Origin of the sequence: Pseudomonas baetica, assembly GCF_019733355.1 — a bacterium.
In the GTDB taxonomy this organism is placed as follows: domain Bacteria; phylum Pseudomonadota; class Gammaproteobacteria; order Pseudomonadales; family Pseudomonadaceae; genus Aquipseudomonas; species Aquipseudomonas baetica_A.
In genome coordinates, this window is sequence record NZ_JAIHLQ010000002.1 from 86,536 (window position 1) to 101,491 (window position 14,956).

Here is a 14,956-nt window from a genome sequence, read left to right on the forward strand (position 1 = left end):
GAATTTCATGCGTTGCACCCACTGTTGAATCACTCTGAAGCCAGCCGTGTTCAACATCCTGCTGCGATTCACCCGTTTTGATGCCAAGGCAGTGATTAGCGACAGCGGATGAGTCTCAGCATATCCGCGTTAAAAATTAATTGCACATAAAATAAATAAGTGTTCATAATTTGCAGAGGCTGAACCTGATAAAGGAGAAAAAAATGAGTTCAGAAAAAGCGCAATTCAAAGCGGTGGCCGACCGAAGCCGCTGCTGTGGTTATGGTTTGTGTGCTGCGATTTGTCCCAGCCTGTACAAGCTTGATGCCGATGGCATGGTGTACCTCGACGATGCCCGTGTGCCGCCGGAGTTGGAGGAGGAGGCTCGTGAGGGTGCAGCCGCCTGCCCTGCGGAGGCCATCTGGCTTGAGCCCATCACCCCGGATGACGAAGCTGTTTGATGGCGTGAGCGTCAGCCGCAACGTGATAACCACTGAGGTGAGGATGTGCTTATGGGACGATTACCAAACAAGGTCGCGCTGATTACCGGTACTGGCGGCGGCCAGGGCAGGGCGGCGGCGCTGCGTTTTGCCCGCGAAGGGGCGATTGTGGTCGGTTGCGATTTCAATGCCGAAGGCCACGAGGAGACGGCAGCCTTGATGCGAGCCGAGGGGTTTACCCTGTATGGCTCGGCACCCGTGGACCTGGGCGATCACAAACAGGCCAAGGCCTGGATCGATGCCTCCGTGGCTGAACACGGGCGCATCGACATTCTCTACAACAACGCTTCCGCCGCACGATTCGGGCTGGTCAGCGAGCTGTCGATCGAAGATTGGCAGTACACCATGCGCAACGAAATCGACCTGCTGTTCTATACCACCAAATATGCCTGGCACCACTTGGCCGAACAGCGCGGAGTGATCATCAACGTATCGTCCACCGCCGCGTGGGGTGGCTCGAAAGTCGCCGGCATTTCCGCGCATTCCGCTGCCAAGGGCGCTGTGGTGTCCTTCACTCGCCAGTTGGCGGTAGAAGGCGCGCCGTTCGGTATCCGTGCGGTCAGTTTGAGCCCGGGATTTGTCGCGACGCCGGGCACCCGGCCGTTTCTGGAAGACCCAAAAATGCGCGCGATGCTGCTGGATGGGGTATTGATGGATCGCCCCGGCGAACCCGAGGAAGTGGTGGCGATGGCGGTCTTTGTCGCCTCGGATGAAGCTTCATTCATTACCGGTTCGGACTTCGTCATCGACGGCGGGTTACTCGCGATCTAGCACGCGCGGCGCCCTGGCAAGGGCTACCGGCACCCTTTCATCTCGAACAATAACAAGGTGAATAACGTGGACATCATCGGTATCGGTTACATGGGCTTTGAGTCCCCCAATCTCGACGCGTGGCGCGAGTACGGCCCGCAGGTGATGGGTTTTGGCATCGGCAAGAACCCCGAGAGTGACCCCGATTCGCTGTACTTCAAAATCGATGATCGCCGCCATCGCTTCGCTTTCCATCCAGGCAAGGTTGACCGAATTGTCTACATCGGTTGGGAAGCGGTGGGGCGCATGGCGTTCGAGGACGGTATCAAGAAGCTGGCGGCCGCCAATATCGACTTCACCCGCGGTGACGCTGAACTGTGCGAAAAGCGTGGCGTGCGTGAATTAGTGCGTTTTCGTGACCCGGTGGGGTATCAGCACGAATTGTTTTACGGGCAAAAATGGATGCCGCGCTCGTTCCAGCCGGGCCGTCCGCACAGTGGTTTCCTTGCCGACGAACGAGGTGCGGGTCATGTGGTGCTGATCACTCCGGACTACACGCCAGAACTGGAGGACTTCCTGCTTAACGTCATGGGTTTCAGTTGGTATGGCGCCGGTGCGGGCAAAGGACGAACCGGATTCTTCCGCTCCAAACTCAACCATCACACCAGTCATGACATCGCGTATGGCCACGGGCCGGGTCGCATGGGCGTGCAGCATGTCGGGTTGTTTGTACGCAACGTGCGTGATGTCGGTGAGACCTACGACATCGTGCGTCAGCGTGAACTGCCGATGATGATGACCCTCGGCCAACATGCTCAGGACCCCCATCTGTCGTTTTACCATTTCAATCCGTCCGGGTTTGCCTTCGAGACCATTGCTGAAATCGAGCCATGGCAAGGCGATCCCTACGAGCTGAATCCGGAAAAACTCAGCCTGTGGGGCCACGAAATGGTCGGGCCAATTCTCGGCGCCAGCGTCAAGACACCGGAAGAAGTGCTCGACGCCGAGTACCTGCCGACGTACCTGGCCAAGCGCTGACATGCGTCTGGCGCGGGTCGAAGTTGCAGGGCAAGCGTTCTGGGCGTTGCTGGATGCGCAAACTGACCGCCTGCGGCGTATTGATGCGCCGTTCACCCACTGGGCCGGGCTAGGGGCGGATCTTGCGTCAGACGCCCTGGACCTGAGTGGCGATTGGTTGCCGTTGTCGGCTGCGCGCCTGCTTGCGCCGCTGGAACCGGGCAGTCGGGTGTTTGGTGTGGGTCTCAATTACCTCAGCCACCTCAAGCGCCTCGGCAGTGATGCGCCGGCACACCCTCTGGCCTACATGAAACCTGAGTCAGCGCTGGTCGGCGCCAATGACGAGATCGAATATTCGCCGCTGACAACCCAGCTTGACTATGAGGTCGAATTGGTCGCAGTGGTGGGCCGACCGTTGCTGGATGAACCCCATGCCAGCGACTGCCTGCTGGGGTACACGGTGGGCAATGACATCAGTGCTCGAGATGCCGGTAAACAGATCGGCCGCCTGGACTTGTTGACCCAGAAAGCCATGGACCGCACTACTCCGGTAGGTCCCTGGATTGTGACGGCAGACGAATTGGGCGTAATGGGGCAACCGGCGCTGGATATACGCCTCAGCGTCAACTACGAACTGCGCCAGCAGGACAATACGCGGCAGATGATTTTTCCTCTGGATGAGTTGCTCAATTATCTGGATGCACGCATCAGTCTGCGTCCTGGCGACCTGGTGTTTACCGGTTCTACCCACGGTGTGGGCCTGGAAAGCGGGCGCTTTTTGCGGCCGGGTGATCGGGTCGAGGCTGAAATCCAAGGCGTCGGCCGACTGCGCAATACCGTCGCTCTGCCACGCCAGCTCTGCCCCGCACGTGCGGCTGGGCGACTGGGTCAGCCGCTGGGTAACTAACCCGCTGATTTTGACAGGAATAGACGCTGAGGAGTGATGATGAGCGAGGGTTCGGCGTGGGCGCCGTTTCGCAACAAAGCGTTCCGCGGCTTATGGCTGGCAGCCGCAGTGGTCAACATGGCTATCTGGATGCAGACGGTCGCCGCGGCGTGGATCATGACCACATTGACGACGTCGGCAGCCATGGTCTCTCTGGTGCAAACCGCCGTGACCCTGCCGGTATTCCTGTTTGCCTTTCCCGGTGGGGTGATTGCCGATCGGGTGGACCGTCGCAGTTGGCTGATCATTACCCAGTGCATGATGCTGTTCGCCGCACTGGTGTTGTGTGTGCTGGCGTACAGCGCGCACCTGGAAACCTGGGGCTTGTTGGCGTTTACCTTTGTGCTCGGTACTGGCAGTGCGCTGGGCATGTCGGCGTGGATGGTGACCATGGTAGGTGTACTGCCCCGCGACCAGGTGCCGGCCGCAGTGTCCTTGAACGGAATTTCCATCAACGCCACCCGCGCTTTGGGCCCCGCGTTGGCGGGTGCACTGATTGCATACTGGAACACGACCTCGGTATTTCTGGTGATCGCGCTGTGTATGTTCGCGGTGCTGCTATTCCTCTTTCGTATCGCTCCCAACCCGCCTGCCGTGGGCTTGCCACCGGAAACCCTGACCGGTGGCATGCGCAGTGGCCTGCGCTATATCCGGCATTCAGCGGTCCTGTTCAGCGCCATGAAGCAGGTTCTGGTGTTCACCACGAGTGCCAGCGCTTTGTGGGCCTTGATGCCGCTGGTGGCCAAGCAGGAATTGGGTATGGACGCCGGTGGTTATGGCTTGCTCATGGCGTTTCTTGGCGCCGGTGCAGTGTTGGCTGCGCTCAGCTTGCCGCGGCTGTATCGCGTATTGGGCATGCGTCATCTGCTGGTTTGCGGCGCCATCTCCTTTGCCCTCGCCACCCTCACTGCCGCGCTATCCAACAACCGCTATGCGGTCTGCGCGATGATGCTGCTGGCGGGGTTCGGCTGGATGGCGGTCAACGCGACCATTTCCACGGTGGTGCAAACCTATGCCGCCAATTGGGTGCGCGCACGGGTCGCATCGGTCTATGTGTTGATCCTGATGGGCGCGATGGCGGCCGGCGGTGCGATATGGGGGGCATTGGCCGAGTATCTGGGGTTGAGCCAGAGCTTGTTGCTCTCGACACTGTTGTTGCTGGTCGGCATCGCGCTGACCCGAAATGGCCATGTGGAACTGGGCCAGGAAGCAGACTTTGCCGAGGTGCAGTTGACCGACACACTCCAGCTGGCCAGTCCGGTGTCCCATTCCGATGGACCGGTATCGGTGGAGATTTTGTACCGGGTGGCTGCGCCGGACCGCGATGACTTTCTGGCCGCTGTGTACACGGTAGGCAAGGCGCGACGGCGCAACGGCGCGCAAAACTGGCGTTTGTACCGCGACATGGCGGACCCGCAACTCTACAGCGAGCGCTTTATTGTCGAGTCCTGGCTGGAATACTTGCGCCAACAGGTTCGGGTGACCCAGGCCGACCATGCCCAAGAGCGTCTCATCGAGCGTTTTCGTCGCGAAGATCTGCAAACCCGTCGTTTGATCTATCAGCCGCCAGTGAAACTAACCGATTGAAGTGATCGAATAATTCCCAGATAAAACTTTTACAACGCCAATCATTCTCAGGTTAGAATGGCGCCACTCTAAAGTTACTGGATCGGGCATGGAACTCACTGACGTCAACGACAGCAGCAAATCGGCCGGCGCAACCCTCGTCAAACCCGTTTCCAACGCCATACGCATCTTGCGTTACCTCAGTCAGGTGGGTACGCCGGAACGTTCAGTGGACATCGCCCGGCAACTGAAAATCAATCCAAGCACCTGCTTCAACATCCTGCGTACCCTGGTGCAAGAGGAGGTGGTCGATTTCAGTGCTCTTTCCAAGCGTTACACCGTGGGCCTGGGCCTGGCGCGTCTGGTCGAACAATTGGTTACCCAGGGTCATCGCGTTCAGATGGCCAAACCGCTGTTGCAGAACCTGGCTGCACGCCAGCGGGTGACCATCACCCTGTGGCGAAAAATGAGCCCTGACCGCATCGTCATTGTCAGTTCCGCTGCAAGCCCGACCGATGTGCGTATCGACATGGCCGAAGGTCAGCGTCTGCCGATTCTGATGGGCGCCAGCGGCCGGTTGTTCGCTACGCAGATCGACCTCGACGATCCGGAAGTACAGAGCAGTTTCGAGACGATTCGTTGGGCTCAACCTCTTTCGCTGGAGGTTTACCGTGAGGAAGTGAGACAGGCTGCCGAGCGTGGTTGGGCAATGGACGACGGGCATTTCTCGGGGGGGATTCTTGCGATTGCGGCGCCGGTCTTTTCACCGACCAACAGCATCGATTTCACCGTGTCAGCAGTGATGTTCCGTGGCCAACGGGACGAAGAGGGCCTTGCCGAACTGGGCAAGGCGTTGATCGAGTTCTGTAGCGAAGTGGCCGGCGTACTCTACTGAGGCGCGCCGTTACTCGCGAACCAGTAGCAGGCTGCCCCCCAGCGGGCCGCCTCCGGCTGCCACCGTACTGACGCGGTGTTCGCGGGTTTGCCGGCCTTCGGCACGGCCCCACAGTTGCAGGCAGGCTTCATGCACGTAACCCAGGCCGTGGGTGCGTCCGCCAGACAGCTGCCCGCCATTGGTATTGATGGGCAAGCTGCCCTCCAGTGCGATGCGCGTGCCACCCTCGACGAACGCACCACTTTCCCCGGTGGGGCACAGGCCCAGGGCTTCAAGCCAGATCAGGGTCAAGATCGAAAATCCGTCATACAACTGCGCAGATTCAACATCCTGCGGGGTGTAGTCGGTGCGTGCCCACATCATCTCTCCGACATCGAAGGCGGCCATTTTGGTCAGGGAGATCTGATCCCACGACCATGGCTGGTTCAACGCTGCGCCCATGGCCTCGATGCGGATCGGTTTGTTCGGCTGGTCCTGGGCGATATCGCGACGGGACAGGATGATGGCGGTGGACGCATCGCAATGCACGTCGCAGTCGAACATGCGCAGAGGCGTTGAAATCATCCGCGATGCCATGTAGTCGTCCATGCTCATCGGCGTGCGATACAGCGCCTTAGGGTTGCGCATGGCGTTCTGGCGACACGTCAGGGCTATCTGCGCCAGCTGCTCCGGTCGGGTGCCGTATTCATGGAAGTGACGCTGGGCATACAACGCCATCAGGTTGATGCCCGATTGCACATTGAACGGGGTAAACCACTGCCAGGCGTAGCTGCTGTCGCGACCCTGGGTTTTATTGGTCAGTGCGCCGGCCTGTTTGTTGACCATGCGCGCCGACGCTTCGGTGATGGTGCGAAACACCAGTACGTGCTTGCACAGGCCCGCCGCAATCGCCATGGCGCCGTTGATCACCCCGGTGAGCGGGCCGGGCCCTTCATAACCGCCACCGAACCAGTTGACGTTGAGCCCGAGGGCACTCTTCAGCGCACTGGGACCGACCGGTGAAAACGGGTCGCCATTGTTGTTGTCGCCCGGCCAGCAGGCCACGCCGTCGATGTCGCTGCGTTGCAGGCCGGCGTCCGCAATGGCTTCCAGGCAGGCATCCAGGGTCAGGCGCATCGCTGACTTGCTCGACGGTCGCCCGATCTCTGATTGACCGATACCGGTAATGGCTACGTCTTTTTCATAACGATGATCGAACATCACTGATCCTTCTCGAACAGAGGTAACCATACATCCTCGACATTGAGGAAGCTGACCCGTACCGGCATGTCGATCTGCACATCCGTGACCGGCATGCCCACCACGTTGCTCACGAACTGCAAGCCGGGTTGCTCAACCAACTCGATGATCGCCACCACATAGGGCACCTCCAGGTCGGGGGTCCAGGGCTGATAGTTGATGGTGAAGCTGAGCACTTTGCCCTTGCCGGACACCGCTTGCGGCGCCACGTCAAAGCTTGCGCAATGCGGGCAGAGCGGGGCGGGCGGGTGGAAATACCGGCTACAGGCCGCGCAGCGATGAACGAGCAGTTCGCCCTGTTGACCGCCTTGCCAGAAGGCGCGGTTGTCGGCGTTGAGTGCAGGCAGTTTTCTAGGCATCAGCGGTCCGCAGGTGAGTGTTTGACTTGAAGTCATACAGTATCATTTGTACATATTTTCTAAAAGTGTCATATATTTATCTGGACAAAGGCGCGAATCGACCGTTCGCGCCGTAAAACAACAACAAGAGGATTTCGCGATGTTCCAATCATTATTGGACAAGAGGGTAGTCGTCACCGGCGGGTTTGGTGCCCTCGGCAGCGCACTTGGCACATTTCTGCTGGCGCGAGGCGCGCGGGTTGCGTTGCTGGATCGCAACGAGGCCCCAGCTGCCTTGCTGGATACGGAAAACCTGCTGTGCCTGGGCGGTGTCGACCTGACCTCGAGCGAGTCGGCCAGCGCTGCGTTCGAGCAGGTCGCGGCGCATTTGGGTGGCATCGACGGTTTGGTCAATGTCGCGGGCGGTTTTGCCTGGGAGACCGTCGAAGGCGGCAGCCTGCTGACCTGGGATCGGCTTTACCAGATGAACGTGCGTACCGCCGTGGTCAGTTCCCAGTCTGCGTTGGCGCACCTGCTGGATTCCAAGGCCGGGCGCATCGTCAACATTGGCGCGCTGGCCTCGGTCAAAGCCGCAACCGGTATGGGGGCTTATGCCGCCTCCAAGGCCGGTGTAGCCCGGTTGACCGAGGCGTTGGCCGAGGAGCTGAAGGATCGTGGTGTAACGGTCAACGCTGTGCTGCCGAGCATCATTGACACCCCCGCCAACCGCGCCGACATGCCTGATGCCGACAGCGGCCGCTGGGTCACTCCGCAGGCGTTGGCGGCGGTAGTGGCGTTTCTGTTATCCGACGAAGCCGCAGCGGTAACCGGTGCACTGCTGCCTGTGAGTGGCCGCGTATGAGGCTGGTGACGTATACCGATGCCGAAGGTTTTGATCGCGCGGGGGCATTGCTCAATCGGGACCAGCAGGTGCTCGATCTGCAAAATGCTTACCGCCTGCGAGAAGGTCGTGACAGTGTGGCATTGAGCAGCATTCTGGCCTTGGTGGAGGCCGGTGAGCCGGCGTTGAACCTGGCCCGTGCGCTGGTCACCAAGGCACCCTCGGCGGCGGTGCTGGAGCGTGCCAGCGTGAAGCTGCGCGCACCGATCCAGCCACCTCCACAAATGCGCGACTGTTCCTGCTTCGAATTGCATCTGCGCCAGAGCTTCGCGGCGGCCCGTCGCGCGCGTGCGCTACGTACCGAAGACCCGGAAGCCACGCTGAAAGCGATGAACACTCGTGCTGACGATCGGGTCATCGAGACTTTCAACAAGCAGCCCATCTACTACAAGGGCAACCGTTTCGCGGTGATTGGCATCGACGATGAATTTCAATGGCCGAGCTACAGCCGGGCGATGGATTTCGAACTCGAGTTCGGTTGCTACATCGGTAAGCGCGGCAAGGACATCAGCCGTGAGGCCGCCCGGGCGCATATCGTCGGCTACACCATCTTCAACGACATGAGTGCCCGCGACGCCCAGGCCCTGGAAATGCCCGGCATGCTCGGCCCGGCCAAGAGCAAGGATTTTGATACGGCCAACATTATGGGGCCCTGCCTGGTGACAGCCGATGAACTGGGTGATCCCTATGACCTGAATATGGTTGCCCGGGTCAATGGCGAGGAGTGGGGGCGCGGTAATACCCGTGATATGCGCTGGAGTTTCGAAGACGTGATTGCCCACGTGTCCCGCTCGGAAACCCTGTACCCCGGTGAGTTTCTGGGCTCCGGCACGGTCGGCAACGGCTGCGGCCTGGAGCAATTACGTTATTTGAAGCCTGGCGATGTGGTTGAACTGGAGATCGACGGCATTGGTGTGCTGCGTACTCAAGCGGGCAAGCCATCGAGCAAGGATTGACGCATACGTGAATGACGGAAGAATTCACTTACAAGTAGAAAGTGAATTCTATGTACATAAATAGAGAAAGTGTCTTATATTTCGTTGCGACCACTGTCGTGACGCTCTGATCAGGAGGCAATCATGCTAACAAAAACAAGCCCCGTATTGTCTGATGGAACCAAGGTCTCGGACCTTATCTATCCATCCAGCCGTGAAGTACAAATGCGCGTGTTGTCTGACCGCGAAATCTACGAGCTGGAGATGGAAAAAATCTTCGGCAAGATCTGGGTACTCCTGGGTCACGAGTCGGAGATCCCCAATTCCGGGGACTTCATGGTCCGCGACCTGGGCTCCGACTCGGTCATTGTTGCCCGTGGCAAAGAGGGCGAGGTGTTTGTAAACCTCAATGTGTGCCCGCACCGCGGCATGCGCATCAGTACCGCTGATTGCGGCAATACACAAATTCATAAATGCATCTACCACGGCTGGGCCTTCCGCCCGAATGGCGACTTTGTCGGCTCACCCGTCGAGCGTGAATGCATGCACGGCAAAATGCTGCCCAAAGAAGAACTGGGCCTGAAAAAGGCTCGGGTCACGCTGTATGGCGGTCTGGTCTTTGCGACCTGGAATATCGATGGACCATCGTTCGACGAATTCCTGGGCGATGCCAAGTGGTATTACGACATGCTCTTCTGCCGCTCCGACAAAGGCATGGAAGTACTCGGTCCACCGCAGCGCTTTATCGTTAACGCCAACTGGAAGACGGCTGGCGAGCAATCGGCGGCCGACGGTTTCCACACACTGACCTTGCACCGCTGGTTAGGCGAAGTGGGTAACTACGCCAAGAAAGGCGAGGGCGAAACAGCCGACCTCAGCCCGGAAATGATCGGCGTCGAAATCAGCTCGCCGCACGGCCATGCGCTGCGTTGCATCGACCTGGCGCGCAAGATCAAGCGCCTCACCGGACTCGATCCGGCAGAGTTGAGTGTGCAGCAAAAGCTCGAAGCATTGCCGCCTGCCGGCATGACCGCCGACATGGTCGAACAGCTGGCACGCAACTTGACCGAAGATCAGTTGAAAGTGCTCACCAGCATGCCGCCGCAAGTCGGTGGGATGTTCCCGAATATTCTTTTCGGTTTTGTCTACATTCCGCAGCCGGATGGCACTGTCGTCGGCTCGATGACCCTGCACGCCTACGTGCCGCAAGGTCCGGACAAGCTCGAGTTCGTCAACTGGGTGTTTGCCGAGAAAGACGCTTCCCCGGAACTGCGCGACAAGATGCTCAAGCAAACCATCCAGCTGTTCGGCACGTCCGGCATGGTCGAGCAGGATGACTCCGATACCTGGCCGCACATGACGCTGGCTGCCAAGGGGGCGATGGGCCGCAAGAGCACGATGAAATACCAGGCAGTCTTTGAAACCGGAGCACCGGAAGGGTGGCCTGGCCCCGGCATCGTCAACGAAGGTTTCACCAAGGACGATACCCAGTGGCACTGGTGGTTGTACTGGCATGAGCTGATGACCGCATCGGACGAGAAATAAGCGTTCGCCAGTCCTGGTTCGACAGCGGTCCTAGCGGGCCGCAGTCGCCGGTAACAGCATTCACGAGTACAAGAATAAAAGTTAAGGAGTTACTCATGGCTCAGGTTCAACAACGCGGTGTGGAGGATATCCAGCCGGGTTCCCCAGTCGGTACCAAGCGAGTACCGGTGGGTTCGCCGATTTACAACGATGTGGTGACCTTTCTCTACGAGGAAGCCACGCTGCTCGACCAGATTCGCCTGCAGGAGTGGGCCGAACGCCTGGACACCGACCTGGTGTACACCGTGCCGCTGCGCCAGACGCGCTTGGCCGCCGAGTTGAAAACCACCATCGTGCGCAGCGTTCAGCATTACCACGATGACTACCGCTCGATCATGGGCCGAATCCTGCGCCTGTCCGGCAAAAGTGCCTGGGCGGAAGATCCTCCTTCGCGTACCCGACGTCTGGTGACTAACGTGTTTGTCGAAGAAACCGACAAGAGCGATGAGTTTGTGGTGACCAGTTACCTGCTGCTGACCCGTAGCCGTTTCAAAGATCACCATGTCGACATCATCAGTGGCGAACGGCGTGATGTGCTGCGTCTGAGTGAGGCGGGATTCAAGCTGGCGCGGCGCGAAGTCATCATCGACCAAGCGGTGCTTGGAACGCCAAATCTGGCCGTCTTCCTCTAGGCATTATCGGCGGTCTGGTTCGAATCCGGATCGCCGGGCCTTGCGGATGATGGTCGCGCGGCTTTTGATATGGGAGCCGTGTGACTATTGGTGCTGCCTAAGCCACTCCTGGTCCTGGGCGCACAATTTGAACTGTTCATTGCTGAAGTCCAGCGTCGAACCCTTCATGCGCAGTGCCTGTTCCGCGCGTTCGGGTTGTTGGCTGTAGCAGCGGCCGGTGTTCAGGGCATGAATCTGCTCGTCGAGGTTGTACGCGCGCCCCATCGAAATCAGGGTGCAGCGGCGAAGTAAAAGAGCCGCTTCGGCGGCTTCTTCATTGAGGGCATTCAGTGCCCAGCGTGCCATGCCTTCGCGAAGATTGATGCCGCAATAGGGTGAGGGTCCTTCGATCATGGTGCCGTCTACTTCCCAGGTCAGGTCTTCATTGCCATCGCGTACCAACGTAGAGCGGGTGCGGTTGTCGATGCGCTGGCCCACGCTAATGTCATAGCGGCGCTGGCGGGAGCCACGTGCGGCAGCAGCAATGGCGAGCCCCGCGAGATCGAGCAAGTGGGTGCATTGATGACTGGCGTCGGTCTGCCGGGTGACTGAATGGGCTATCCGGTCCAGCTTCATCCCCCGCAATTGCTGTAATTGATTGCAAGCCTGCGGGCACAGGGAATAGGGATAGCGCAGCGCTTCACCGCCAATGGCGATGACTTCACCTGCGCGGTAGCTGACCCACACCCGGAAGTGGTGGAAGTCGTCTTCCAGAGCGGCGCGAACTTCGCCCGTGCCATTGGCATGCTGAGCAATGATGTCTACGCGGCGACGAAATGCAGTCATCCTCAATATCCTTGTTTCAATGCTGTTCAGGCTGACGAAATAAGCTATATTTGAACACTATAACCAAAAATGTTCACTAAAAAACAAGAAGTGGAGTGACTATGGCACTGCTAAATGAACAGGTTGCGCTGATTACTGGCGCAGGTGGCGGAATCGGCCGCGGCATTGCGCTGAACTTTGCCAAAGAGGGCGCTGCCGTGGTGGTCGCCGAGCTGGATGTCACCAGTGGCGAGGCCGTAGTCGCCGAACTCAAAGCGCTGGGTGCCCAAGCGGTGTTCATCAAGACTGACGTGTGCAGCAAGGCCGATATCGAAGCCGCCGTGCAATTAGCCGTTGATCAATTTGGTGGCCTGGACATCCTGGTTAACAATGCCTTTGCACCCACCCCTAATGTCCTTCTGGAAGAAAAAACCGACGCGATGCTGGAGCAAACCCTCGGCTCTACAGTGTGGGCGGCCTGGTGGGCGATGAAAGCCGCACTGCCGCATATGAAAGCGCGGGGCGGTGGCAAGATCATCAACTTCTATTCAATCGATATCGAGATCGGCGCCTGGCTGCACGGCGATTACAACACGGCCAAGGCAGCGATCGTCGGGCTGACTCGCAGCGCCGCCTCTGAATGGGGGCGGTTCAACATTCGAACCAATGCCATCGCACCTACCGCGATGGGCGCCACCTTCCACAAACTTGCCGCAGAAAACCCGGGCTTTGCCGAAATGTCCGCTTCAATGCGTCCGCTGGGCCGCTGTGGCGAGCCTGAAGCCGACATTGGCCCGGTGGTGGTATTCCTCGCGTCGGAGATGTCGCGCTTTATCACCGGCGAGACCATTCACGTCGACGGTGGCCTGCACCTACCCGGTTACAACTCCCGCCCCAAAGGCATTCCCGTGCGCGAGTATTGATTTCACACGATTAATGCAGGAGCGAGCTTGCTCGCGATGGACGTTAACGATAACGCGCACGTTCTTGTAAAACGCGTTGTCCTTGAGTTCATCGCAAGCAAGCTCACTCATACAAAGGCGACACCAGGCCCAAGAGAAGCGAAAGCTCGCTTCAAAGCGGGCTTTCGGCGTTGGATGGCCGACACATGCCAGGTAGTACTGTTACTTTTTGGACACCACGATCGATGTGGTTTCCAGATCCCAGGTGGCGTCGGTTTTACCTTCATCGCGCAGCAGATACTTCAACACCCGGCCCTGCGGGTTTTTCGGCAAGCTGCTGCGAAACTCGATGTAGCGCGGCAAGGCATAGTAGGGCACCGAGTCGGTGGCCCAATGGAACAGTTGCTCCGGCTCAAGCGTCACGCCTTCATGCAGCACGGCAGTCACCTTCACATCATCCTCGCCTTTATCTGAAGGCACGGCATGCACCGCCACTTCGGCCAGTGCCGGGTGAGAAGCAAAGGCTGCTTCCATTTCAAAGCTGGAAATGTTCTCCCCCCTGCGACGCATGTAGTCCTTCTTGCGGTCGACAAAGTAGAAGAAGCCAACATCATCGAATTTGCCAACGTCGCCGGTGTGGAACCACATATTGCGCATCAGCTTCTGGGTATCCTCCGGACGACGCCAGTAGCCCTGGAACATGATGTCGGGACGGAGCGGGCGCACCACGATTTCGCCAGGGGAGTTGGGCGGCACTTCCTGATCGAGGTCGTCGACGATCCTTACGTCAAAATCTGCAATACGTTTACCCGACGAGCCGGGCGCGGCGTATTCCCCGGCAGCCAGCGAAGTGATAACGCAGGCTTCGGTCAGGCCATAGCCGTTGCCGCCTACCAGCTTGGTGCCGAAGCGCTCGCGCCAGATCTTTTTGGTTTCTTCGGTATAAGGGTTGCCACGGGCGGTATGGATCTGCCCGACGCAGCGCAGCATCGCTTCGTTGTCTGGCGCCTGGGCGAGGAGGCCGCCCATGCCACCCAGGATCGAGGCAATGGTCGCGCCCGAGCGCTCCACTTCCGGCCAGAAATTCGAGACCGAGAATCGCGCAAGAATGGCGGCGCGCGCGCCCACCAGAATGCTGGCAATGATCGATACACACAGCGCATTCATGTGAAACAGCGGCAGCGGCGTGATGGTGACGTCGTCGGCACTGGCCGGACCGGCACGTAGTTGCAGGCGCGCCAGATTGCACATGAAGTTGTAGCTGATCATGCAGCCCTTGGAAGGGCCCGTGGTGCCCGAGGTGTAAATCAGGCAGGCAAGGTCTGAAGGTCGCGGTTTATTGGCGAGTGGGGTGGCGTCATGGCCACGCCATTCATCCAGTGGCGCAATACGAATCGGGCAATCAGGAACTGCCTCGAGGGTGCCACGGTGAAGAATGTGGTGTACGTCCTGCAGTTGTTCGGCGAGTGGTGTGATGCGCAGCAGGTAGGCCGCTTCGCAGATCACCACCGAGGTGCCGGTATCGGCGATCTGATGGCGGAGGAACTCGCCCTTGAGCGCGGTGTTGATCGGCACACTCACGGCGCAGAGCTTGTTGATGGCCAGCCAGGTGGTGACGGCATCGATGTTGTTATCCAGCATCGTCAGCACGGTTTCACCGGCCTTGACGCCCAGGGTGGCAAGTGCGTTGGCCATCTTGGTGGAAAGTGAGTCAACCTGAGCATATGTGTATAACTCACCGCTGAAATCCAGCAATATTTTGTCTGGATGCCTTGCTACCGCACGATCTAACGCATCAATGACAGTGTCTCGTTCTCCCACTGTCCAGGTGTCTGGATTTCCACTGCTACCCATCAGTTTTCTCCTTTTAGGCACCCATAACCGGTCGGGCTGCCTGATTTTATTTTGAAGAGAGAATCCAATTCTAAATACAAACTCATCAAATGTCTTTAGCAATAAGTTGAACAT

The 14,956-nt window shown here is 58.8% G+C and carries 15 protein-coding genes; 11 read left to right on the forward strand and 4 right to left on the reverse strand.

Going from position 1 to position 14,956, the window contains the following annotated elements:
• Positions 1 to 203: 203 nt before the first annotated feature.
• The 6 genes from K5E40_RS02030 (at position 204) to K5E40_RS02055 (ending at position 5,653) form a co-directional block, all read left to right on the forward strand.
• The gene (locus K5E40_RS02030; RefSeq protein WP_020300797.1) at positions 204 to 440 is read left to right on the forward strand and encodes a ferredoxin; all 237 of its coding nucleotides are present in this window, start codon (positions 204 to 206) and stop codon (positions 438 to 440) included.
• Positions 441 to 491: 51 nt separating this feature from the next.
• Positions 492 to 1,250, forward strand: coding sequence for an SDR family NAD(P)-dependent oxidoreductase (locus K5E40_RS02035; RefSeq protein WP_047531006.1), 759 nt, complete (start codon positions 492 to 494; stop codon positions 1,248 to 1,250).
• A 66-nt stretch (positions 1,251 to 1,316) separates the two neighbouring features.
• Positions 1,317 to 2,267 carry a VOC family protein gene (locus tag K5E40_RS02040; protein WP_047531004.1) on the forward strand — a complete coding sequence of 317 codons (951 nt, stop codon included), beginning with the start codon at positions 1,317 to 1,319 and terminating at the stop codon, positions 2,265 to 2,267.
• 1 nt (position 2,268) lies between these two features.
• Positions 2,269 to 3,153, forward strand: a complete 885-nt coding sequence (locus K5E40_RS02045; protein WP_047531002.1) for a fumarylacetoacetate hydrolase family protein — start codon at positions 2,269 to 2,271, stop codon at positions 3,151 to 3,153.
• Positions 3,154 to 3,192: 39 nt separating this feature from the next.
• Positions 3,193 to 4,779 carry an MFS transporter gene (locus K5E40_RS02050; protein ID WP_047531000.1) on the forward strand — a complete coding sequence of 529 codons (1,587 nt, stop codon included), beginning with the start codon at positions 3,193 to 3,195 and terminating at the stop codon, positions 4,777 to 4,779.
• A gap of 88 nt (positions 4,780 to 4,867) precedes the next feature.
• Positions 4,868 to 5,653 carry an IclR family transcriptional regulator gene (locus K5E40_RS02055; protein WP_047530998.1) on the forward strand — a complete coding sequence of 262 codons (786 nt, stop codon included), beginning with the start codon at positions 4,868 to 4,870 and terminating at the stop codon, positions 5,651 to 5,653.
• 9 nt (positions 5,654 to 5,662) lie between these two features.
• On the opposite strand, the gene K5E40_RS02060 is transcribed toward K5E40_RS02055, so the two are convergent.
• Together K5E40_RS02060 and K5E40_RS02065 are read right to left on the reverse strand one after the other, a co-directional pair.
• A complete protein-coding gene (locus tag K5E40_RS02060; protein ID WP_047530996.1) occupies positions 5,663 to 6,853 on the reverse strand; it encodes a thiolase family protein in 1,191 nt (396 codons plus the stop codon).
• Positions 6,853 to 7,251 (reverse strand): Zn-ribbon domain-containing OB-fold protein, encoded by a 399-nt coding sequence (locus K5E40_RS02065; protein ID WP_047538897.1) that lies wholly within the window; start codon positions 7,249 to 7,251, stop codon positions 6,853 to 6,855. The genes K5E40_RS02060 and K5E40_RS02065 overlap by 1 nt, the downstream gene beginning before the upstream one ends.
• A 139-nt stretch (positions 7,252 to 7,390) precedes the next feature.
• Between K5E40_RS02065 and K5E40_RS02070 the strand changes: the two genes are divergently transcribed.
• The 4 genes from K5E40_RS02070 to K5E40_RS02085 all read left to right on the forward strand — a co-directional run bounded on the left by K5E40_RS02070 (position 7,391) and on the right by K5E40_RS02085 (position 11,282).
• A complete protein-coding gene (locus K5E40_RS02070; RefSeq protein ID WP_047530994.1) occupies positions 7,391 to 8,092 on the forward strand; it encodes an SDR family NAD(P)-dependent oxidoreductase in 702 nt (233 codons plus the stop codon).
• Positions 8,089 to 9,087 carry a fumarylacetoacetate hydrolase family protein gene (locus K5E40_RS02075; RefSeq protein WP_047530992.1) on the forward strand — a complete coding sequence of 333 codons (999 nt, stop codon included), beginning with the start codon at positions 8,089 to 8,091 and terminating at the stop codon, positions 9,085 to 9,087. Before K5E40_RS02070 ends, K5E40_RS02075 begins: the two co-directional genes overlap by 4 nt.
• Positions 9,088 to 9,210: 123 nt before the next feature.
• On the forward strand, positions 9,211 to 10,611 hold the full coding sequence (locus tag K5E40_RS02080) for an aromatic ring-hydroxylating dioxygenase subunit alpha (RefSeq protein ID WP_047530990.1): 1,401 nt from the start codon (positions 9,211 to 9,213) through the stop codon (positions 10,609 to 10,611).
• Positions 10,612 to 10,706: 95 nt separating this feature from the next.
• Positions 10,707 to 11,282, forward strand: a complete 576-nt coding sequence (locus K5E40_RS02085) for an aromatic-ring-hydroxylating dioxygenase subunit beta (protein ID WP_020300786.1) — start codon at positions 10,707 to 10,709, stop codon at positions 11,280 to 11,282.
• 84 nt (positions 11,283 to 11,366) lie between these two features.
• On the opposite strand, the gene K5E40_RS02090 is transcribed toward K5E40_RS02085, so the two are convergent.
• The gene (locus K5E40_RS02090; RefSeq protein WP_047530986.1) at positions 11,367 to 12,107 is read right to left on the reverse strand and encodes a DUF2889 domain-containing protein; all 741 of its coding nucleotides are present in this window, start codon (positions 12,105 to 12,107) and stop codon (positions 11,367 to 11,369) included.
• Positions 12,108 to 12,208: 101 nt separating this feature from the next.
• On the opposite strand from K5E40_RS02090, the gene K5E40_RS02095 reads away from it, so the two are divergent.
• Positions 12,209 to 13,009 carry an SDR family NAD(P)-dependent oxidoreductase gene (locus K5E40_RS02095; RefSeq protein WP_020300784.1) on the forward strand — a complete coding sequence of 267 codons (801 nt, stop codon included), beginning with the start codon at positions 12,209 to 12,211 and terminating at the stop codon, positions 13,007 to 13,009.
• A gap of 201 nt (positions 13,010 to 13,210) precedes the next feature.
• Here K5E40_RS02095 and K5E40_RS02100 read toward each other — a convergent pair whose 3' ends face one another.
• Positions 13,211 to 14,842, reverse strand: coding sequence for an ATP-dependent acyl-CoA ligase (locus K5E40_RS02100; RefSeq protein WP_032904478.1), 1,632 nt, complete (start codon positions 14,840 to 14,842; stop codon positions 13,211 to 13,213).
• Positions 14,843 to 14,956: the final 114 nt, after the last annotated feature.

Coding starts and splice junctions, on each gene's coding strand:
- K5E40_RS02080 (WP_047530990.1), top strand. CDS start 9,211: ATGCTAACAAAAACAAGCCCCGTATTGTCTGATGGAACCAAGGTCTCG.
- K5E40_RS02065 (WP_047538897.1), bottom strand. CDS start 7,251: ATGCCTAGAAAACTGCCTGCACTCAACGCCGACAACCGCGCCTTCTGG.
- K5E40_RS02095 (WP_020300784.1), top strand. CDS start 12,209: ATGGCACTGCTAAATGAACAGGTTGCGCTGATTACTGGCGCAGGTGGC.
- K5E40_RS02060 (WP_047530996.1), bottom strand. CDS start 6,853: ATGTTCGATCATCGTTATGAAAAAGACGTAGCCATTACCGGTATCGGT.
- K5E40_RS02075 (WP_047530992.1), top strand. CDS start 8,089: ATGAGGCTGGTGACGTATACCGATGCCGAAGGTTTTGATCGCGCGGGG.
- K5E40_RS02070 (WP_047530994.1), top strand. CDS start 7,391: ATGTTCCAATCATTATTGGACAAGAGGGTAGTCGTCACCGGCGGGTTT.
- K5E40_RS02045 (WP_047531002.1), top strand. CDS start 2,269: ATGCGTCTGGCGCGGGTCGAAGTTGCAGGGCAAGCGTTCTGGGCGTTG.
- K5E40_RS02035 (WP_047531006.1), top strand. CDS start 492: ATGGGACGATTACCAAACAAGGTCGCGCTGATTACCGGTACTGGCGGC.
- K5E40_RS02085 (WP_020300786.1), top strand. CDS start 10,707: ATGGCTCAGGTTCAACAACGCGGTGTGGAGGATATCCAGCCGGGTTCC.
- K5E40_RS02055 (WP_047530998.1), top strand. CDS start 4,868: ATGGAACTCACTGACGTCAACGACAGCAGCAAATCGGCCGGCGCAACC.
- K5E40_RS02100 (WP_032904478.1), bottom strand. CDS start 14,842: ATGGGTAGCAGTGGAAATCCAGACACCTGGACAGTGGGAGAACGAGAC.
- K5E40_RS02030 (WP_020300797.1), top strand. CDS start 204: ATGAGTTCAGAAAAAGCGCAATTCAAAGCGGTGGCCGACCGAAGCCGC.
- K5E40_RS02050 (WP_047531000.1), top strand. CDS start 3,193: ATGAGCGAGGGTTCGGCGTGGGCGCCGTTTCGCAACAAAGCGTTCCGC.
- K5E40_RS02090 (WP_047530986.1), bottom strand. CDS start 12,107: ATGACTGCATTTCGTCGCCGCGTAGACATCATTGCTCAGCATGCCAAT.